The following is an 18,943-nucleotide window of genomic DNA, read 5'->3' as shown; positions in this document are numbered from 1 at the left end:
AAAAGTGCATCGGGCGACCCGTGGGCCGCCCGATGTCGCGTTTCATGCAGTCGCGCTCAGCGACGCCGCTGCTGCGAATTGAACGGCGCATTGACCTGCGCCTCCAGCTCGCGAATCTGGCGCTGCAACGCCTCGACACGGGCGCGCGCGGCGCGGCGTTCGGCGTCCAGCGCATCGGCCTCGGTGCGGGCGACCTTCTGGCGCTCCAGTGCCTGGGCCTGCTGCTGGCGCTGGATGTCGAGATCGGTGCGCAGGCCGCGCAGCCGTTCTTCCTGCGCGGCGATCTGGCGTTCGGCGCGCTCCTTCTGGGCCTCGAGACGGATCCGCTGCAGCTCCAGGTCGGCCATGGCACGCGTCTGCTTGGCGAAGTCGTTGTACAGGCGCTCCGCAAAGGCCTCGTTGGTGGTCTTGACGACGCGCCAGAGGTCTTTCTGCTGAAACAGCGTCACGTAGTACGTCAGGTCGCTCTGGGCAAACAGCAGGCTCGCGCCATAGGCACCGTTGTAAGTCGTGCGCAGCTCCGACAGCTCGCGGGCCTGCATGCGCTGCTGCAACTCGTGCACGGCACCGCCGGCGGCCGACGCTTCAGCCGGGGCCTTGCCGTTCGACGCGGCCGGTGCACTGGCGGCCGCCGGCGCGGCCGGCTGGCCCACCGTGGCTGTCAATGCAGGCACGGGCGTGCCGGCAATCGGTGCAATGGCGGTGGGCGGTGCAGCCGGGCTCTGTGCCACGGCCGATGTGCAGGCGGCTGTGCCGCCCATGATCGCCACCGCGGCGGCAACGGCCAATCCCCTCTGGAACGCCTGTTGCGGCGCTTTCCCTGACTGTTTTGTTGTTCTCATCTCGACACTGTGGATTCTGCGCAGGTGTTGCAGCCGAAAACTATACGCGATCCGCCGCCCGAGTGGCACGCGGGCCCGCCCCAGGGCCGTGGGGGTGTTGTTTGGCGTCACTCCAGCTCGCGCAGCTCGGTTTCGCCGTCGGCAATCTGGTATTTGCGCATCTTTTCCCACAGCACCTTGCGGCTGATGCCGAGCGTGGCGGCGGTGTCCTGGCGGCGCCAGTTGTTGGCATCCAGCGCGGCAAGGATGCGGCGGCGCTCTTCTTCGCCGCCATTGCCGCCGTTGCTCCGCTCCCCGTAGGAGCCATTGCCGGCCTCCCGCTCGAAGGCGTCGCGCTGCAGGCCGGCAAACAGCGGCAGGATGCGCGCTTCGTCCCAGCGGCCGAACTGGCGCAGGGTGATGCCGATGCGCTCGGCGAGGTTGCGCAGCTCGCGCACGTTGCCCGCAAAGTAGGCGCGGCCGACGGACGCCCGCACCCACTCGGGCACCGGGGGGATGCTGTCGTACACCTTGTCGCCCAGCAGGTGCCGCAGGAAAGACAGCAGCAGCGCGACCTTGTCTTCCGCGCCGCGCTGTTCCAGGCTCGGGATGCGCAACTCGATCACGGCGAGGCGGAAATACAGGTCGGCCCGGAACTTGCCGGTGGCCACCATCTCGCGCAGGTTCTTGTTGGTGGCGGCCACCAGGCGGAAGTCCAGCTTGACCGGCACGGTGGAGCCCAGCCGCGTGCACTCGCTGTCTTCCAGCACGCGCAGCAGCTTCACCTGCTGATACAGCGGCAGGTCGCCGAGTTCATCCAGGAACAGCGTCCCGCCGTTGGCCTGCTCGAAGTAACCCCGGTGTGCGTACATGGCCCCGGTGAACGCGCCCTTGGCATGGCCGAAGAACTGCGATTCGAACAGCCCGTCGGGAATCGCGCCGCAGTTGACCGCCACAAACGGGCCCTTGCCGTACACGCTGTTCTTGTCGTGCAGCAGGCGCGCGATGCGCTCCTTGCCTGCACCGGTTTCGCCGTAGAGCATGACGTTGCTGTCGCAGTCGGCAAACGTATCGACCTGCTCCAGCAGCCCCTGCATGGCGGGCGATGCGGCCACGAGATCGCTCTGGTCGCGCGCCTCGTCCTGCGAGGACGACAGCGCGGGCAGCACCTTGCCGATCTGCGCGCGCAGCTCGGTCGCGCCAAAGTCCGGCCCCAGCACGTGTGTGTATTCGGGCGGGAAACGGCTCGGATCGTGCTGCGTATCGGCGGCCACCCAGATCACGGGCATGCCCTGCGCGGCCTGCCAGTCGAGCACGGTAAAGCCGCCGCTTTCGACCACCGACGCGCTGATGATCGCCACGCTGGGCTTCAGGCGCGGCTCGGCCGGCTGGAAATCGATGCCGCCGGCACGGATCACCTCGGCGCCGAACGGCGCCATGAATCGTGCCACGCGATCTGCAATGTCGTGGCGGCCTTCCCAGACGAAGATCTCAAGCGCTTCGTACGCCCAGCGATCGGTTTTCATGTCGTCGCTTCCCTGTCAGTAGACGAGCTCGACGGCGTCGCAGCCGAGCGAGAGGAGTTTGATGTCGGCGTAGCCGAGCTGGATGCCGAGGGCGCCGAGCAAAGGTGAGAGTCCGGTGTCGAGTGTCTGGCCGATGGCCGCCACAACGGGCGCAAGAATCAGCTTGCCGGCGTCCCCGAGCGGAATGGTGCCCACGAGCGGAAGCGTCGCGTTCAGCTGAAGTTGATTCAGATTGCTGTTCAAGATGGAACTGAAGACCGCCGGCGTCGCAACGCGCGGTGGAGACTTGCCACCCGTATCCGTTTGGGGATTCAAGCCGATCTGGCTTGCTGCAATCGTTTCGTCGCTCCAGTTGGAATTGGCGGTCGGCGACACATTGGCCTTGATGGTCACGGCTCCCAAGGGCCCTAGATCCACCAAAGGCGCAAACGGCGCCGTTGCGCAATTCATGGCGCCATTCACCGCGCTGGCTGCACCCGCTGCAATGCATAACGACACGGGCTGAGGCTGGACCGAGATGGTCGCGGTCGAATTCTTGCGAGGGATCGTGCAACTGGTCGATTTTGCGTGCGCCTGTGCTGCTGCAACCTGTAAGCCGATCGGCAAGTCGAGGCCGGCGAGAAGCAGATTGGCATTCACGTCCAACCCCAACCGCACCTGCGCCGTGCGCGCCTGCGTTTTCCACTGCCCCGCATTCGGCCCCGACAGGAACTGGCCCGGCGGCCCGACGGCGATGACCGGCGGCTCGATGATCTTCAATGACAGCTTGACGGAGCCGAGCCCGAGGAGGTTCAGCGTAACGGGGCTCACATTCACGGCCGACTTGCTGTTGGCAATCTGCGCAGCGGTCGTCAGCAGGTCCAGCACATTGACCGTGGCGTCAAGTGCAGCCTTTTCGTTACCGGCCAGCGCCAGCACCTGCAGCAGGCCCGGCGAAGATGCGCCGCCGTCGCCAATGTTGATCGGCACGTTGAGGTCGCTGCCGAACGACAGCGCGTTGCTGGCCCCGGCACCGCCCACCGACAGCCCGGCCAGCCCCGACTGCGAGGCCACCGACACCATGGCGTTGAACAACGTCCCGAGGCTCGGCGACAGTGCGAGCAGCTCCTGCATCGACCCCGCGCCGAGCGCCACCGCCAGGTCGCCCAGCCGGATATTCGTCGTGGCAAGCCCCTGGTAGGAAGCCGCGTCCAGATTCAGGTTGGTGTGCAGCAGATAGCCGAGCAGCCGGTTGAGCAGACCGTTGTCAAGCGACGCCAGCCCCGAGCCAAGCGAGAACGCCACGATGGACGTGTTCTTGGCAATGGCCGTCGCCTGCAGCGTGCGCTGCCCGATGGTGAAGAAGTACGGCACGTTCTGCGACACCGTCACCTGCACCGCATTGGTGTTGCCGTCCACAGCCGACTGCGCCGTGAAGTAGGTCGGCGCGGTCCCGGTGGTGGCATCCCAGACGCCGGGCGCCGCCGTCAGCTTGACGTTGTTGCCGTCCACCGTCAGCCCGTTCTGCTGCACGGCGAGTTGCGCGGCATTGGGAACATCCAGGCGCTGCGCTGCCGCCATGGCCGCCAGATCGGCCGCCCGCTGCAGCGCCCGCTGCGAATAGAACAGGTTGCCGATATCGATCGACACGAGCACCGCCAGCCCGATCGTGGCCACAAAGGCGGCCGTCATCACACTGATGGCGCCATGCAGGCGGCGCAGCGTGACGATACGCGAGGGGCGGATGGCGGGCCGGTTCACGATGCGCTCGGTCAGCGGCCGGATTGCTGGACGAAGTTCACCGTGGAAGCGCGCGTGCCGGACTGCGTCTGCGTGAGCCCCGGCATGGGCTGGGTGAATGAATCGAGATAACGCTGATACCCCAGCACCGCCACATCACCGCGCAGCGGAGCCGGTTCTCCGGCATACGTCCCCTCGCGCTGGGCCTTGAGCAATGCGCGCGTCGCGTCGGCCACGTGGTGACCGACCTTGGGCGCCTCGGGCTCGGCCCCCGGCTGTGCCGAGCCGCTGAACCCCTGCGCAGCCACCGGCCCCGCGGCAAGCCATGCCGCGACGCCTGCGGCCAGAAGCATCCGATCGATCATTGCGCAACCTCCAGGGTGTCGAGCAGGCGCCCGCGCTGCAGCGCAAGCGGATGGTTGGATGGGCGAGCGGCCGGCTGCAGCGTGGCCACGGCACGCGGGGCCACCGGTGCCGCCGGAGCAGTCTCGCGGGCGATGCGCCGATCGCGCCAGGCACGCATCACCTGCATGGCATCGTCGTCGATGGCCTTGCGTGCGGCCGTGCTCAACTGTGTGTGCGCCGCCAGCGATGCGGCTTCCTGCTTGCGGTCATTCACCGTCAGCCAGATCACGAGGTTGCCGGCAATCTTCGCGCTCGATCCGGCCATCTGCTGGGCCTGCATGAGGGGCACCCGGGCCTGCTCGACTTCGCCGGCGCGCATCAGCGCGTAGCCGTAGTCGCTCACGGTGCTGGCGTCGGTGGGATTGGCCTGCGCGGCCACCTGCAGGAAGCGCGCGGCGTCGGCAAAGTTGCCGCGGCGGCCGGCGGTGATGCCAAGCCCCCGCCACGCGCCCGCATTCAACATGGCGCCCTGCGTGCCGGCGCCCATGGCCGACGTCGCGGCGATGACGGCACGGTAAGCCGCTTCAGCCGCGGCGGCCTGGTCGGTCTCGCGCAGGGCATCGGCGCGCAGCAGCTGCATCTCGGGCACGCGTCCGTAGCGCTGCTCATAGGCATCGATGTGCGCCAGCGATGCGTAATACAGGCCCTGCTCCTGCATCTTGCGGATCAGCGCCTGATACGTGACCGGGCTGCTGATCTCGGCCTTCTCTTCGCCCTGGCGCTGGCGGGCCATCTCGATATCGGTGTCGGTACGGCGGCTCATGTCCGACGCAGCCATCGAGCCGCAGCCTGCCAGCACCAGCAGTGCCGCCATCGGCCATGCACGCCGGGCGCGTGCGGCGATCTGGGTTGTCCTCACCTCAACCTCCTCCTGCGACGTGTTTCAGGCTGCGCATCACGCCCATGAACCCTGGGCCGGCGGTGATGATGAGCAGCGCCGGCAGCAGCGTCATGACCATCACCGCGGTCATCTTGACGGTCAGCTTGCCGATGCGCTCTTTCATGCGCGCGCGGCGGTTTTCCTGCAGGCGCAGGCCGAACTGCCGCAGCGGCTCCTGCACCGCGCCGCCAAAGCGGTCCACCTGCGTGAGCAGCGTGATCAGCCCCTTCAGGTCTTCGTTGTCGAACAGGCGGGCGATGCGCAGCAGCGTCTGCTCGCGCGGGCGGCCCGAGGCGAACTGCTGGTTGGCCCGGCCAAACTCGCCGGCCAGCACGGGCAGCATCCCGGGAAATTCATTGGCGATGACCTGCAGGCTCTGATCGATCGACAGCCCCACCCCCTGCAGCAGGCGCAGCATGTCCACCATCACCGGCATCTCTTCGTCGACGCGCCGCCGGCGGTCCTGCGAGCGATGCTTGAGGTACCACTTGGGCGCGAGGTACCCGATGGCGAAACCCATGAACGCCCAGAGCAGCGCCTTGCCCCCCGTTGCGGCCAGCACGAAGCCCACTATGGCCAGTAGCGGCGGCAGCACGATGCGCAGACCGCCGAACACGGTGCGCGCGTGTTCGCCGTAAAAGCCGCATTCCTCCAGCAGCTTGCTGTCTTCCTCAGTGAGGATGCGCTGGCCCAGCGGCGTGTCGATCCAGCGCTGGCCGACCCTGGCGATCTGCTGCTGCAGTTGGCGCGCCTCGCGCACGCCGTGCGCCGGTACCTTGGTGGCAGGCGCTGCCGGCACAGCCGGGGCCGCCGGCGCGGGTGCCGCGCCTGCTGCTGCCGCCCGTACATTGGACAACGCTGAATCAAGCTTGCGCACGCTGCGCTGGCGCATCAGCACGGCGCGAACCGCGATGCCGCCCAGCAACAGCAACCCCGCCGCCGCGGCGGTCAGGCTCATGGTGAGAAACACGTCATCCATGCCTGCTCCTAGACCGACTTGGCCAGCTTCGCCAACGCCAGTCCTCCGATGACCTCGAGCCCGAACGCCGCCATGATCAGCATCTGACCCACGGGATCGCGCCACATCGACATCACGTAGTTCGCGTTGAACATGACGATCAGGCCGCCCACCACCACGGGCAGCAGACCCAGGATCCAGGCCGACAGGCGCGTCTCGGCCGACAGCGCGAGCAGTTCGCGCTGGGCCTGCTGCCGGTCGCGCATGAAGGCCGCGGTGCGCTCCATCACGATGTCGGCGCGACCGCCATAGCGCAGCGACAGCCGCAGCACGGAGGCGAGCAGCACCAGTTCGGTCACGCGGTACTGCTGACCGACCGCCAGCACGGCGGCATCCAGATCCTTGCCGGCCCGCTGCATCTGCGTGGTGGAAACGAGGCAGTTGCGCAGCGGCGGCTCGGTGTTGGCGCTGGCGGCCTGGAAGGCGGCCGGCACAGCGCTGCCGATGCTCATCAGCCTTACCACGCCGTCGAGGAATCCCGGCAACTGCTGTAACAGCCGCTCATTGATGCGCCGCGTGCGGTTCCAGAACCAGAACACGGCGATGAGCGCGTACAGCGCGAGCGCCATCACGGCCGAAAGTACGCCCGATGCCGCCCAAGCAACGAGCGCGAACACCAGCGCCGGCCCAATCAGCAGCATGTAGAAGCGCCGGGTAGGCTCGATGTCTGCGCGGCGCAGCGCATCGTTCCAGGCGCGGTGCAGCGAATCCGGCACGCTGGCCGGCACGGCTTCGGCATTCGACTGATAGCGGGCGTTGATCTGCTCGGTCTGCACGCGCACGAACGCGCGCGACGCCTCGCGTTCGCGGCGGCGCGCAGCCTCGGACCACAGCGTCAGCGCGCCGCCCACGAAGGCCAGCGCCAAGCAGCCGAACCAGAGCGCCTCAGACATGGAACCGGCCTCCGCCGCCGAATCCGCCCCCCATCCCGCCACCCATGCCGCCCATCGCGCCGCCTTCCAGGCCACCGTTGCGCAGGCGCGCCAGCTTGGGCGAATGCGGCTGCAGGCCGAGCGCGGTCCAGCGGTCGATCTCCTCACCGTCGGGGCCGACATAGGGCTCGTAGCGGTACAGCTCCTGTGTGGAGATGATGTTGTCGCCCAGTCCCGTCACTTCGGTAATCGACAGGATGCGCCGCTTGCCGTTGGACAGCCGCCCGATCTGCACGATGAAGTCGATTGCGTTGGTGATCTGCCGGCGCAAGCTGATTTCGCTGCCCTGGAAGCCTGCGAAGCCCGCGAGCATCTCGAGCCGGTACAGGCACTCGCGCGGGCTGCTGGCGTGGATGGTGCCCATCGAGCCATCGTGCCCGGTGCTCATGGCCTGCAGCATTTCGAGCACTTCGCCGCCGCGCACTTCGCCCACGATGATGCGGTCCGGGCGCATGCGCAGGCTGTTGCGCAGCAATTCGCGGATCGTCACCGCGCCGGTGCCCTCAAAACCGCCGGGCCGGCTCTCCAGACGCACCACGTGCGGGTGGTTGAGCGACAGCTCGGCCGTGTCTTCGATGGTGATGACGCGCTCCGAGGTCGGAATGTGATACGCCATCGCATTGAGCAGCGATGTCTTGCCCGAACTCGTCCCGCCGCTCACGAGAATGTTGCAGCGTGCCTGCACGGCGGCCTCCAGCAGCGCGCCGATCTCGGGGCTCATGGTGCCCAGGCCGAGCAGGTCATCGGGCTTGAGCGGATCCTTGCGGAACTTGCGGATCGACACCACGGGCCCTTCGAGCGCCAGCGGCGGAATGACCACGTTGATGCGGCCGCCGTCGGGCAGGCGCGCGTCGACCATCGGGTTCGATTCGTCGAGCCGCCGACCGATCGGGGCGAGGATGCGGCGCACGATGCGCAGCAGGTGGTTGTTGTCGGCAAAGCGCACCGGAATGCGCTCGAGCACGCCGTGCCGCGACACGTACACATCCAGATGCCCGTTCACGAGAATGTCTTCCACGGCCGGGTCGGCAAGCAGATCCTCGATCGGGCCGAAGCCGGCCAGCTCCTTGGTGAGCGCCTCTGCAATCTGGCGCACTTCCGTCTCGTTGACGGGAATGCGGCGCACGCGGGTGAAGCCCTCCACCTCCAGATCGACAAAGCGCTGGATGGCGGTGCGCGACCAGCGCCCGAACTCGGCACCGAGCTCTTCGATGCGCGTGAGCAGATGCTCGTGCGCGGCTTCCTTGATGTCCTGGAACGCCTGCGAGACGGTAAACGCGCCGTGGCCGGCGTCCGTCTGGTTGGAGAACTCGATGGGTTGTGTCATGTCGCGTTCCGTCCGGTGGTACCGATATCCAGTTCAGTGGCCTCTGCCGCTTTGCGCCGGAAGCGGCTGCCCAGGCGCGCGCCGAGCCCGGTCACCCAGTTCTGCACGCCCGTGGCGCGTTCGCCCTGCTCGGCGTAGCCCAGCGTTTGCGCGATGCCCGCGAGGGCGCGCACATACGCATCGCCCGGGTGGCTCTCGGCCAGCGTCGCGCCCTGGTTGGACGCAATCACCAGGGCCTCGCGCCGGTTGGGCACGGTCAGCACCGAGGGAATCTCCAGCCGCTCGGCAATCTGCGCCGCATCCAACGACAGGCGTGTGTCGAATTTCGAGATGGTCAGGTGCAGGTGGTCGCGGTCGATCTCGCGCTTCTTGAGCTCCTGCATCAGCTCCGCCGCCGAGACGATCGCGCCCACGCTCTGCTCGGCCACCAGCATCACGTCATCGGCCGCCTTGACGAGCTGCGCGATGAAATCAATGTTGCTGAAGCCGCCCAGGTCCACGACCTGCAGGTCGAAGAAGGTGCGCAGCCGGTTCAGCAGCCCGAGCGCCTCCGAAAACGAGATGTCGCGCATCTCCGCCAGCGAGACCGGCAGCGGCAGCACGGCGAGCCCGCTCGGGTGACGCGACAGCGCCGTCTGCACGAACACCTGGTCAAAGCGGCGCAGGTTGCGCACCGCCTCAACAAAATGGAAATGCGCATGCACGTTCAGGTACAGCGCGCCATCGCGCAGCGGCTGGCCGAGGTCGAGCAGCATCACGTCGCTGGCCGACGTGCGCCGCACGAGCGTGGCGAGGTTCGTCGCCAGTGTGGTCGTCCCCACGCCCGGGCGCGCCCCGAGGATGGCCAGCACTCGCCCGCGCCTCGTGGGCTCGGCGGACGCGCGCTCGGCCAGCAGGCGGCGCACCACACGCACTGCCTCGGCCGGGGCGCCGTCCACGTCGATGAAGTCCTTCACGCCTGCGCGCAACGCGGCCAGCATCGCGCGCCCGTCGCTGGCCGAGCCGACGGCCACCAGCGGCAGCCCCGGATACAGCTGCGTCAGTTGCGCCACCAGCTGCGTGGCCTCGCTGATGGCGTCGGTGCCTTCGCCGAGCTTCTGGTCCTGCTCGGGCGCGGCCGCGGAGTCCGGTGAAGAGGCGAAGCGCACGAACACCACTTCGGGATTGACGGCGGCAATCTGCTCGAGAAAGCCGTCGGGCCCGCTGGTCTGCGCCACCAGCACGCCGAGCTCGCGGATGGCGCCCGCCAGCCAGCGGTGGGCCGCTGCCGATTGCGCGTCGCCCTGGGCGCCGTAGGTGCCGCCATGCAGGAGAAAGTAATCCATGCCCGCCCCTGCCCTTTACCGCGAGAAACCCGGCATGGTGGCCGGATCGGCAATGCCGAGCGCAAACGGCCGCCACACCGGCGCGCCCGCGCCGTCGCGGTCCTGCCCGTTGGACTGGCCCGGCAGCATCTTGTCGATGGGCGCATTGCGGGCCATCGGCTTGACGAGGTGCGGCGTGACGACGATCACCAGCTCGCGCTCCTCCTGGTTGTAGTTCAGGCGCTTGAAGAAGGTGCCGATGACGGGCAGATCGCCCAGGAACGGCACCTTGTCGAGGTTCGACAGCGTCGAGCGGCTCACCAGCCCGCCGATGACGAAGCTCTCGCCGTCGCCCAGCTCGACCACGGTGTCGGCGCGCCGCGTGACGATGGCCGGCACGGTGGCGCCATTGAGCGTGATGCCGCGGCTGAAGTCGAGGTCGCTCGCCTCCGGGGCGACTTTGAGGGCGATGCGATTTTCCGACAGGATGGTCGGCGACACCGTGAGCCCGATGCCGAACGGCTTGTATTCGATGGTGGTGGTGCCGAGCGCCTGCGGCACCGGGATCGGGATCTCGCCGCCGGCCAGGAAGTTCGCGCTCTGCCCCGACAGTGCCACCAGGCTCGGTTCGGCCAGCACGCGCGCCATGCCGTTGGACTCGAGCAGGCTCAGGTCCGTAAAGATGCCCTTGCTTCCCCACGACAGGAGCAGGTTGAACGCCGAACTGATCGGCATGGTCGATTCGGTCGACAGGCCGTTGGCGTCGACGGTGTACTTGGTCAGCGAAGACGGCGCAAACGTGCGGAAATCGAACCCGCCGCGCTTGCGGCCAAAGGTGAAGCCCGCCTCCTTGAGCACCGTCTTGCTGAACTCGACCACGCGCACGTCGACCTGCACCGTCCCCGGAATGCCCAGAGACGTGGTGTCGACCACATTGCCGCCCTTGGCCTTTTCCGCGCCCGTGGCCGCGGCACCGGCGCGGTGGGCCCGGGCGAGCCCATACACGTCTTTCGGCTGGCCCGACACGACAGCCGTATTGCCCTGCACGCTGACGCTCGGGTCGCCCGCCACGGGCTCCGCGGCATCCACCTGCACGTTGTACGTGATGGCGGCCCCGCCCTGCGCCCAGACCATCACGCTGGCGGCGCCGGGCTTCTTGGCGACGATGAGCAGGCTGCTTGCGGCCCCTCGCCCCTTGAGCAGCAGGGCGTCGGCAATGTCCGGATTGCCGATCGCAATGCGCTCGAGCGGCTTGCCGAGGCGGATCTCGCGCTGGCTGCCGGCCAGCAGATGCAACGTCTGCCCGGCGGGCGCCGTTTCGGCAAATGCGGTCGATGCCAGCACCGCGCAGCCGAACACAACCGCGCCCATCCAACCGCGAACCACGACGGCTTCAGTCATGTTGCTCCTCACGTTTTCCTGCGCGGATGATCTCGACACCGCCTGTGCTGGTGCGCACGGTGGCGCTGCGCACCGCGGCCGCGAGCGGCAGCGCCGGCATGGGGGCAGCGGCCAGGCGGCGCGGCTCGCCGGTCAGGTTGCTGATCGATACGCCGGTCTGTGCGACGTCCATCGGGTTGCGGTTGGCGGCCGCCAGCACCGCTGCATCCTGCGGCTTGACGGTGGGCTCGGCATCATCGGCGGGATTGCGCAGCGCCAGCAGCAGCCGGCCGGACTGATGCGCCATCGCGAGCTGGCTGACGGCCTCCACCGGCACGGACAGCACGGCCGTCTTGGCGGGTTCCACCTTGCGCGACATCGCGCCGCCGTCCTGCACTTTCTGCGGGGGCTCGTTGACTGCCACCGCGCCGAAGGCCAGCACGCGCAGATGCGGCAACAGCAGCTTGGCGCGGCTGCCGTCGATCTCCTGGCCGTCGCGGCGCATGACGAGGAAGACATCGACGTAGTCGCCCGGCTCCACGCGGTTGCCCACGCCGATCACCTCATCCACCGTGATGGCCACCGCGCGCTGCCCGGGTGTGACCTGCAGCGCCAGCCCCGACGACAGTTGCGAGCCGATCAAAGGCACGCCCATGCCCAGCGCGACGATCGGTTCGCGGCCGATCACCTTGCCCACGTCGGAGAACCCGTCCGCCGGATTGATGGGCAGCATCTCCACGGCCACGGCATTGGCGGCAATGGGCTTGCCGGCCTCGAGCGGCTTGGTGGTCACGACCACCGGATACAGCGTCTTGCCGTTCTCGCGCACGCTGACGGGCGCAGGCGGCTTGTGTGCACTGCGCCAGGCCACGGCACCCAGGACGGCGGCCAGCACCAAGAGCGCGGCGGCGAAGATCTGGAGATGTTTGCTGGTCATCGGAGCGGTCTGTCGATACGGTCGAGGGGGGCGGTGGGGGCCATGGCGCCTACGTATTCGGAACGAGCTGCACCACGGCCGAACCCGTGAGCGCATCGGGCACCGGCAGCAGCGGAATGGCGGGCAGCAGCGGGCTGGCGCCCGTCGTCACCGGCAGCGTGAGCACCACGTTCAGGCATTGCATGCTCGCCATGGTCGGACACGTGACCAGCGGCGTGGCGCTCTGGTTGGTCTTGACCTGCGCGCTGATGAAGGACGGCAGCGCGGCATTGGCAGCGGTATAGGCCGCGGCCACGCGCTGGGGGTTCGAAGGCTGATAGCGCAGCGCGGCGCGGGCTCCTTCTTCTGCGGCGAGCGTCAGCACCTGCTGCATGGCAAAGATGAGCCCGTAGTACGTGATGCCCAGCATCAGCGTGAGCAACAACGGAAGCACCACGGCAAATTCGATGGAGACTGCGCCAGTGCGGTCTCTTCGGCAATGCGGGCGACGCCCGCCGCCCCGGCGCGCCCGCTCGCGCGCCTGTTCCCGTTGCTTGATCGGCATGGCCGATTCCCCTCTATGCGATGGCCGCTTTCGCGCGACTCTTGGTGAATCCTGTCTGTACTTTTTGGGGCGCCTCCCGCGCCGCCTTCCCGCGGTGTTCAGCGATACGTCCACCACGGCAGGCATAACAATCCGACGGCCATGTACGCCGCATACGGGATGCCGCGCCGGCCGGCCTGCGCGCCGTCCCAGCGCGCCAGAGGCGGGCACGCCCGCATGAGCAGCCACGCAGCCGGGCTCGCCGCATCGACCCGGCGCGCCATGAGGATCAGCAGCGCGTGCAACCCGGCAAGCACGCTGCCGACCACCCACACCGGCAGCAGCCCATGCCAGCCGCACATCAGCCCGGCCACCGCGAAGAACTTGACGTCCCCCGCGCCCATCCAGCGCATGGCATACAGCGGCAGATAGACCGCGAAACCGATGGCTCCGCCCAGCAGCGCGTCCCGCCAATCCACGGCCAGCGCACGCACCGGCCCCAGCCCGATCAGCGCAGCCGCCAGCGCCAGGCCCGCAAGCACGAGCCAGTTCGGCACCCGGCGGGCGCGCAGATCAAACCAGATGGCAAAAGCCGAGAAGATTGCGACGGCGGCCCAGCCTGCGGTGTTTGCAAGCTGCGGCATGCTGTGGCGGTCAACCGCCCGCTGCCCCCGTGCTGGGCAACTTGCCCTTGATCCAATCGAAAACCCCCGAAAGGCTCGTGCCGAGCTGCCCAAGGGAAGTGACGATCGCCGCAGCGATCAGCCCCGCCAGCAAGCCGTATTCGATTGCGGTCGCGCCTTGCTCATCGCGGATGAACTTCAGAATGGCGTCTTTCATGGATCTCTCTCCTGCTGTGCACTCGCCCTCTTGATGTTTCTTATCAAGCCGTATCAAGGGTGTTCTCACTATTGGCAGCGTAAAAACCATCGATGCTGGCCTGCGTGTTATGTCCCGCCCTCACCGCCTGTTTTTATTGACGCTGTTCTGTGGATGTCACGCCTGTCACGTAACGTTCCGTAACGCTTTTATAGGCTTGCGAGGGTCCAAACGAAATAACTCAGTTGAGGTACTTGTCACAATTTAGAGTTAACGCTCTATTAAATTGTATTGAAGGCGCGCCAACTCCTTGATACCTAATGGAAATCCCTTAATGCGCCGCAGATTACCCCCATTATATGGGTGGGTTATCCCTGCATTCTGCGGTGGATTGGAACGCTCCCCATACTGTCTTGGGCAAAAAAAAGGATGCGCGAGCGACGGGAACACGCCCGCGCACCTTCAAGAGCACAGACAGGTACTGCTCAGTGCGCCGGGCTGCCTACGCCGCCCAGCAAGTTCGTAACAGGGGCCAGCGGATTGCCGCTGCCCGATGTACCGCCGGCCGCGCTGGTTGCGCCGCTCAGCAGATTGGTAACCGGTGCCAAGGGGTTGCTGCCACCCGAGGCGCCACCCAGCAGGCCGGTGACGGGCGCGAGCGGGTTGGAACCGCCCGATCCGCCGCCAAGCAGCCCCGTGACCGGCGCCAGCGGATTGGTGCCGCCCGATCCGCCTACACCGCCCAGCAGCCCGCCCAGCGGGTTGCTCCCGCCGCCGGAATTGCCCGCGGTGGCCACACCGCCAATCGCCGCCACGGTGGTCCCCACCGACGTGACAACCGGGCCCAGACTCGAGACCACCGGCACGCCCGTCCCGGTGATGGTGTTGCCGGCTCCGGCCACGCCGCCGCCGATCGTGCCCAGCAAGGAGCTGAACGGACCGCCCAGGCCCGTGGCATCGCCGCCGGCCTGCGTGGCGTTGGTGATCTGCGTGGTGACGGGCACGATGGCCGAGCTGACTTGCTGCGTGACCTGCTGCACAGCCCCCGACGACAGCGCGCTGCCCAGCAGCGTGCCGCCACCGATGAGCGCTTGGCCGATCTGCTGCACACCGCCGCCCACCGGCTGGGTGATCGGTGCCAGCGGGGCTCCCGAGCCCTGGCCCAGCCCTTGCACCAGCGACCCGGCGCTGACGGTTGCCTGGCCCAGTTCGGTCACCACGTTGCCCGTGCTGGCGACCGTGGTGCCGACCGGATTGGGGTTCTGGCCCATCTTGCCCACGCCATCACGCAGGCCCTCGCCGAGCGCGGTCACGGCGCCGCCGGTATGCGAAACCGTACCGCCCAGGCCAGCCTTGGCTTGGTCGGAAAGGCCCGGAAGATTGGCGTTCTGCAAGGTCGTGCCCAGCCCGCTGACGGCCTGGCCCGTGGCGATCACGGTGTTGCCCGTGCCGTTGGCGACCTTGCCGACGGGCGTGACGCCCGTCATATCGTTCGGGCTGGGGTTGGGCGAGCTTCCCGAGCCCGAGCCTCCCGAAGAACAAGCCGCCAGCACGAGCGCGGCAACAGCGCAGGCCAGCGGCGCAACGCGGATGGAGTAGCGAATCTGAGTCATGGTCCGTCCCCTTCTTGGAATGATGTTTCTGATGTCTGAGCTCGGTACTGCGCACTGCGGGCCGATTTCTGCAAACACCATGCCAATACGGTGGAGGAGAGCTTCGATTTTCCGGCAATGGCTCTGTTGCGCGCTTTGCGGGCCACACCCTGGCGATTACCCGAATACGGAGTGCCCCCGTTACGGGCCCGAAAATCGTGTTCCGGACGTTACGACGTAACGTGACACGGAACATGCTGGACACGGACATAACCGCCGTTTTTGAATCGCGCGCACCTCATTTCGCTCGATTTCCCGATCAAAGCTGCCAAATACACATAAGCGATTACGGATTGCGTAATAATCGCCGCATGGCACACCGTTTGCAGAGTCCGCCCACCCATCAGCACATTGGGACCATTTTCCAGCCGTAAAAAGCGGATTTTCAAAACGGGAGAACCATCATGAACAAGAACATCAAGAGCCTGGCAGCCACCATGGCAGGTCTGTTGATCCTGGGTGGATGCGCAAGCTCGGGCTCGGGGGATATGAGCGGCGGGCTGGGCGGCGGCGGGTCGAACAACAACGGCAACACGCCGTCGCCTTCGCCTTCGCCGTCCCCCTCTCCGTCGCCGTCGCCTTCGCCATCTCCGTCACCTTCCCCTTCCCCGTCACCCTCGCCGACACCGGCGCCTGCTCCGCTGACGCCGACGGGCAGCGTCCTCAATACGACGGGCGGCATCGTGACGGCAACGGGCGGCGCCGTCAGCGGCGTGGGCACGGCAATCAAGAACGCACCGCTGCCGTCGCAGCTGAGCGGCGTGCAGAGCGGCGTGGGCGGCGTGGTCGAGAACGCCGGCCAGACCGTATCGGCGCTGGGCAAGGGGGTGCAGGATGGCCTTGGCAGCATCGGACGCAACCCCAACCCGGTGGGCACGACGGTGTCGAGCCTCGGCAATGTGGTCACCGGCGCAGGCAACACCGTCACGGCCACCGGAACGCTCGTCAACAACCTGGGCACCGGTCAGCTGGCACCGCTCGCACCGATCACGACGCCGCTGGCGGGGGTCGTCACGCAGGTCGGCCAGGGCGTGGCGAATGGCGGCAGCACGCTCGGCACGGCGCTGTCGACGGGCCCGGTGGAACAGCTCACGCAGCAGCTCAGCACAGCGATCGTGCCGCTCACCTCGCAGTTGACCAATGGCACGCAGACGCTCGGCGCGGCCACCGGCCTGGGCTCGCCGGCCAACACGCTGCTCGGCACGCTGGGCGGCGCTGTTGCCAACGGCGGCAACACGCTCACGGCAGCCAATGTTCCGGTCGTCAGCAACCTTGGCGGCGTGGTGACGGCGGTGGGCAATACGGTGGGTGCGCTCGGCGGCGTCGTGTACTCGTCCACCTCCACACCGACGAATCCGCTCGCTCCGATCACCGGGCTCCTGGGCGGCCTCGGCGGCGGCACGGGCGCGACGAATCCGCTGGGTGCCATCACCGGCACGCTCGGCGGTCTGGGCGGCGCGGGTGGCACCGGTGGCACCAGCCCGCTGGCGCCCGTCACCAATGCGTTGGGCGGCCTGACCGGCGGAGCGGGCGGCAACCCGCTCGGCGCTGTCACCGGGGCGCTGGGCGGCCTCGGCGGTGCCACGGGCGGCAGCAATCCCGTCAGCGCGATCACCGCGCCGGTTGGCCACATCGTGACCACGGTCGGCACGGGTGTCACGTCGACAGGTGCCACCACCCCGCTGGCGCCCATCACGAACACCGTGGGCGGCCTGCTGGGTACGGTGGGCGGCCTGCTGGGCGGCGCGCGCCAGTAACCGCTGGAACGGGAGCGGGCCAGCCCCCGTTCTGGTCCGCAGCCATCGCATCTCAAACACCGATGCCGCGCAATGCGGCATCGTGATTTGGCTCGCAGGCACACGCGCCGCGGCACCGGTTCAGCCGCCGACGTTGCGCCGCGTGAACGCCGCCTTGATGTGTCTTGTTGTAAAGCACCATGTCTCGCGGTTATCGTTTGATGCAATGCGCGGCGGTATGCGCTTGCACCATGACAAACGAACACCACCACGGAGAAGACAGGCGTGCGGACCACCACCATGCGGTTGGCCCTGGCGACAGGCGTTGTGCTCACGAGTCCGGCACTCACCTGGGCACAGAGCAGCCCCACCCAGGGCAACCCGATCGATACGCTGCCCAAGGTCGATACCTCCCGCCCGCGTGAACAGAAGATCCAGGTGGAGGTTCAGCGCCCCAACCCCGCGCTTGAGAATCTGCTCGCCACGCACCTGACGCCGAGCAAATTTCAGATCGAGGGCGTTAAGACCCTGCCCTTTCCGGAGATTGCCGCGCACTTCGCGCCGCTGGCGGGTCACGATGTCACGGTCGCACAGCTGCTGCAGGCGGCCAACGACGTCACGAAGCTCTACGCCGAGCGCGGCTATCCCCTCTCTTTCGCGTTCGTGCCTGCTCAAACGTTCGAGGGCGGTGTGGTGCGCATCACCGTGGTGGAAGGCTACGTGGCACGCATGCGCATCGAGGGCACACCTGGCCCGCTCGAGGATCGCCTGCGCGAGATCTCGCAACGCATGATGGACGAACGCCCGCTGCGCAAAGAGACGTTCGAGCGTGTGACCGGCGTGCTCGCGCTGCAGCCGGGCGTGCAGATCACCGCCACCGTGCAGCCCCCCACCACCACCGATGGCGCAAGCGAACTCGTGCTCAACGTCAAGCGCCAGCCGTACACGATCGGCACCGGGGTGGAATACCGCAAGCCCGGCGTGCGCGCGGTCATCACCGGCACGCTCAACAGCGTGACGCCGTTGGGCGAGCAGATCACCGTGTCCACATTGCAGCCGCGCGGGCCGGATCATGAAACGTTCTACTCGGCCACCTGGGCGCAGCCGATCGGCACCGATGGCATGCTGGCCAAGCTCACGTGGTCGCACTATCGCGGCACGCCCGAAAACCTGCCGCTTGAGCAGCTCGGCTACCAGTCACGCTACCTGACCGATACGCAGCGTCTCGGCCTGTCGTTGAGCTATCCGGTGCTGCTGTCGAACACGCGCAGCCTGACGCTCACCGGCACGCTCTACGGCAACGACGACAAGCAGCGCTACACGCCGCAAAGCCCCGTGTTCGCGCAGACCGAGCTGGACGCCAAGGTTCGCGTGGCCGGCGCCGAAGCCCTGTACACAGAGGTGAAGCCGGGGGAGACACGCCGCGCCTCATTGGGGGTGTATCAGGGCATCAACGGCATTGGCGCAGGCAAGTCGGCCAACAACAATGTCGACCTGAGCTTCCTGCGCACCCGCGTGACGGCCAGCGAGGCGCACGATCTGCCGATGGGCTTCGGGTTGGCCGTCTCGGCCGCCGCACAGTACAGCGGCGCCGTGCTGCCCTCGTCCGAGCAGATCAGCTTCGGCGGACGCTTCTTCGGCCTCGCCTATCCTGCCGGCGAAGTGGCCGGAGACCGAGGCTGGGGGGCGGCGGTTGAACTGAACCGCGCGTTCACCGTGTCGATGGACTACCTCAAGACCGTGCAACCGTACGTGCTGTACGACACCGCCAAGGTGTATTCCAATGCGGGCACGCTCATTCACGACCAGCTCGGCTCCATCGCCCTGGGTGTCCGCTTCTCTGACCGCAAGTACTACACGCTCGACCTTGCCGTGGCGCGCCCCGTGGGCGACAAGCCGGTGAACAACAGCTCGCGCGCCCTGCGGTTCAATGCCGCGTACACCTACCAGTTCAACTGAGATCC

17 protein-coding genes are annotated in these 18,943 nt (G+C 67.5%); 2 read left to right on the top strand and 15 right to left on the bottom strand.

Translation table 11 applies throughout. The annotated features are described in order from the left end of the window. Positions 1-56: 56 nt before the first annotated feature. The 15 genes from A6M56_RS01075 to A6M56_RS01005 all read right to left on the bottom strand — a co-directional run bounded on the left by A6M56_RS01075 (position 57) and on the right by A6M56_RS01005 (position 15,204). Positions 57-842, bottom strand: coding sequence for a DUF2968 domain-containing protein (locus A6M56_RS01075; protein WP_045220041.1), 786 nt, complete (start codon positions 840-842; stop codon positions 57-59). A 107-nt stretch (positions 843-949) separates the two neighbouring features. Continuing rightward, positions 950-2,347: a sigma 54-interacting transcriptional regulator gene (locus A6M56_RS01070; protein ID WP_102079411.1), complete on the bottom strand. Its 1,398-nt coding sequence runs from the start codon at positions 2,345-2,347 to the stop codon at positions 950-952. A gap of 15 nt (positions 2,348-2,362) precedes the next feature. After that, on the bottom strand, positions 2,363-4,087 hold the full coding sequence (locus A6M56_RS01065; RefSeq protein WP_240480036.1) for a TadG family pilus assembly protein: 1,725 nt from the start codon (positions 4,085-4,087) through the stop codon (positions 2,363-2,365). 11 nt (positions 4,088-4,098) lie between these two features. Continuing rightward, on the bottom strand, positions 4,099-4,431 hold the full coding sequence (locus A6M56_RS01060) for a DUF3613 domain-containing protein (RefSeq protein WP_045220038.1): 333 nt from the start codon (positions 4,429-4,431) through the stop codon (positions 4,099-4,101). Beyond that, entirely contained in the window at positions 4,428-5,285 is an 858-nt protein-coding gene (locus A6M56_RS01055) for a tetratricopeptide repeat protein (protein WP_102079412.1), read from the bottom strand. Before A6M56_RS01055 ends, A6M56_RS01060 begins: the two co-directional genes overlap by 4 nt. A 46-nt stretch (positions 5,286-5,331) precedes the next feature. Beyond that, entirely contained in the window at positions 5,332-6,330 is a 999-nt protein-coding gene (locus tag A6M56_RS01050) for a type II secretion system F family protein (protein ID WP_286757631.1), read from the bottom strand. Between the two features lie 8 nt (positions 6,331-6,338). Then, positions 6,339-7,262, bottom strand: a complete 924-nt coding sequence (locus A6M56_RS01045; protein WP_102079413.1) for a type II secretion system F family protein — start codon at positions 7,260-7,262, stop codon at positions 6,339-6,341. Beyond that, complete coding sequence (locus A6M56_RS01040; protein ID WP_102079414.1) at positions 7,255-8,628, bottom strand: TadA family conjugal transfer-associated ATPase; 1,374 nt, start codon at positions 8,626-8,628, stop codon at positions 7,255-7,257. The genes A6M56_RS01045 and A6M56_RS01040 overlap by 8 nt, the downstream gene beginning before the upstream one ends. After that, on the bottom strand, positions 8,625-9,953 hold the full coding sequence (locus tag A6M56_RS01035) for a CpaE/TadZ family protein (RefSeq protein WP_045220028.1): 1,329 nt from the start codon (positions 9,951-9,953) through the stop codon (positions 8,625-8,627). Before A6M56_RS01035 ends, A6M56_RS01040 begins: the two co-directional genes overlap by 4 nt. Before the next feature lie 15 nt (positions 9,954-9,968). Then, positions 9,969-11,333 (bottom strand): type II and III secretion system protein family protein, encoded by a 1,365-nt coding sequence (locus A6M56_RS01030; RefSeq protein WP_102079416.1) that lies wholly within the window; start codon positions 11,331-11,333, stop codon positions 9,969-9,971. Beyond that, positions 11,326-12,249 carry a Flp pilus assembly protein CpaB gene (gene cpaB, locus A6M56_RS01025; RefSeq protein ID WP_045220023.1) on the bottom strand — a complete coding sequence of 308 codons (924 nt, stop codon included), beginning with the start codon at positions 12,247-12,249 and terminating at the stop codon, positions 11,326-11,328. The genes A6M56_RS01030 and cpaB overlap by 8 nt, the downstream gene beginning before the upstream one ends. Before the next feature lie 49 nt (positions 12,250-12,298). Then, positions 12,299-12,793: a TadE/TadG family type IV pilus assembly protein gene (locus tag A6M56_RS01020; protein WP_045220021.1), complete on the bottom strand. Its 495-nt coding sequence runs from the start codon at positions 12,791-12,793 to the stop codon at positions 12,299-12,301. Positions 12,794-12,891: 98 nt separating this feature from the next. Continuing rightward, positions 12,892-13,329 carry an A24 family peptidase gene (locus A6M56_RS01015; protein ID WP_240480084.1) on the bottom strand — a complete coding sequence of 146 codons (438 nt, stop codon included), beginning with the start codon at positions 13,327-13,329 and terminating at the stop codon, positions 12,892-12,894. A gap of 97 nt (positions 13,330-13,426) precedes the next feature. Then, complete coding sequence (locus tag A6M56_RS01010; RefSeq protein ID WP_063394364.1) at positions 13,427-13,612, bottom strand: Flp family type IVb pilin; 186 nt, start codon at positions 13,610-13,612, stop codon at positions 13,427-13,429. Positions 13,613-14,076: 464 nt separating this feature from the next. Then, positions 14,077-15,204: a collagen-like triple helix repeat-containing protein gene (locus A6M56_RS01005; RefSeq protein ID WP_102079418.1), complete on the bottom strand. Its 1,128-nt coding sequence runs from the start codon at positions 15,202-15,204 to the stop codon at positions 14,077-14,079. Between the two features lie 443 nt (positions 15,205-15,647). Here A6M56_RS01005 and A6M56_RS01000 point away from each other — a divergent pair, with 443 nt between their 5' ends. After that, complete coding sequence (locus A6M56_RS01000; RefSeq protein WP_102079419.1) at positions 15,648-17,000, top strand: collagen-like triple helix repeat-containing protein; 1,353 nt, start codon at positions 15,648-15,650, stop codon at positions 16,998-17,000. Between the two features lie 264 nt (positions 17,001-17,264). After that, positions 17,265-18,938, top strand: a complete 1,674-nt coding sequence (locus tag A6M56_RS00995; RefSeq protein WP_102079420.1) for a ShlB/FhaC/HecB family hemolysin secretion/activation protein — start codon at positions 17,265-17,267, stop codon at positions 18,936-18,938. The last annotated feature ends 5 nt before the right edge of the window (positions 18,939-18,943 follow it).

This window comes from Ralstonia sp. RL, assembly GCF_001683835.1.
Taxonomy (GTDB): Bacteria; Pseudomonadota; Gammaproteobacteria; order Burkholderiales; family Burkholderiaceae; genus Ralstonia; species Ralstonia mannitolilytica.
The sequence above is the reverse complement of the archived record's forward strand: the minus strand, read 5'-3'. Positions and strand labels throughout refer to the sequence as shown.

Bases quoted from the DNA above. Each gene is read 5' to 3' on its own strand.
- A6M56_RS01075 (WP_045220041.1), bottom strand. From the start codon at position 842: ATGAGAACAACAAAACAGTCAGGGAAAGCGCCGCAACAGGCGTTCCAG.
- A6M56_RS01070 (WP_102079411.1), bottom strand. From the start codon at position 2,347: ATGAAAACCGATCGCTGGGCGTACGAAGCGCTTGAGATCTTCGTCTGG.
- A6M56_RS01060 (WP_045220038.1), bottom strand. From the start codon at position 4,431: ATGATCGATCGGATGCTTCTGGCCGCAGGCGTCGCGGCATGGCTTGCC.
- A6M56_RS01055 (WP_102079412.1), bottom strand. From the start codon at position 5,285: ATGGCGGCACTGCTGGTGCTGGCAGGCTGCGGCTCGATGGCTGCGTCG.
- A6M56_RS01050 (WP_286757631.1), bottom strand. From the start codon at position 6,330: ATGGATGACGTGTTTCTCACCATGAGCCTGACCGCCGCGGCGGCGGGG.
- A6M56_RS01045 (WP_102079413.1), bottom strand. From the start codon at position 7,262: ATGTCTGAGGCGCTCTGGTTCGGCTGCTTGGCGCTGGCCTTCGTGGGC.
- A6M56_RS01040 (WP_102079414.1), bottom strand. From the start codon at position 8,628: ATGACACAACCCATCGAGTTCTCCAACCAGACGGACGCCGGCCACGGC.
- A6M56_RS01035 (WP_045220028.1), bottom strand. From the start codon at position 9,953: ATGGATTACTTTCTCCTGCATGGCGGCACCTACGGCGCCCAGGGCGAC.
- A6M56_RS01030 (WP_102079416.1), bottom strand. From the start codon at position 11,333: ATGACTGAAGCCGTCGTGGTTCGCGGTTGGATGGGCGCGGTTGTGTTC.
- cpaB (WP_045220023.1), bottom strand. From the start codon at position 12,249: ATGACCAGCAAACATCTCCAGATCTTCGCCGCCGCGCTCTTGGTGCTG.
- A6M56_RS01020 (WP_045220021.1), bottom strand. From the start codon at position 12,793: ATGCCGATCAAGCAACGGGAACAGGCGCGCGAGCGGGCGCGCCGGGGC.
- A6M56_RS01010 (WP_063394364.1), bottom strand. From the start codon at position 13,612: ATGAAAGACGCCATTCTGAAGTTCATCCGCGATGAGCAAGGCGCGACC.
- A6M56_RS01005 (WP_102079418.1), bottom strand. From the start codon at position 15,204: ATGACTCAGATTCGCTACTCCATCCGCGTTGCGCCGCTGGCCTGCGCT.
- A6M56_RS01000 (WP_102079419.1), top strand. From the start codon at position 15,648: ATGAACAAGAACATCAAGAGCCTGGCAGCCACCATGGCAGGTCTGTTG.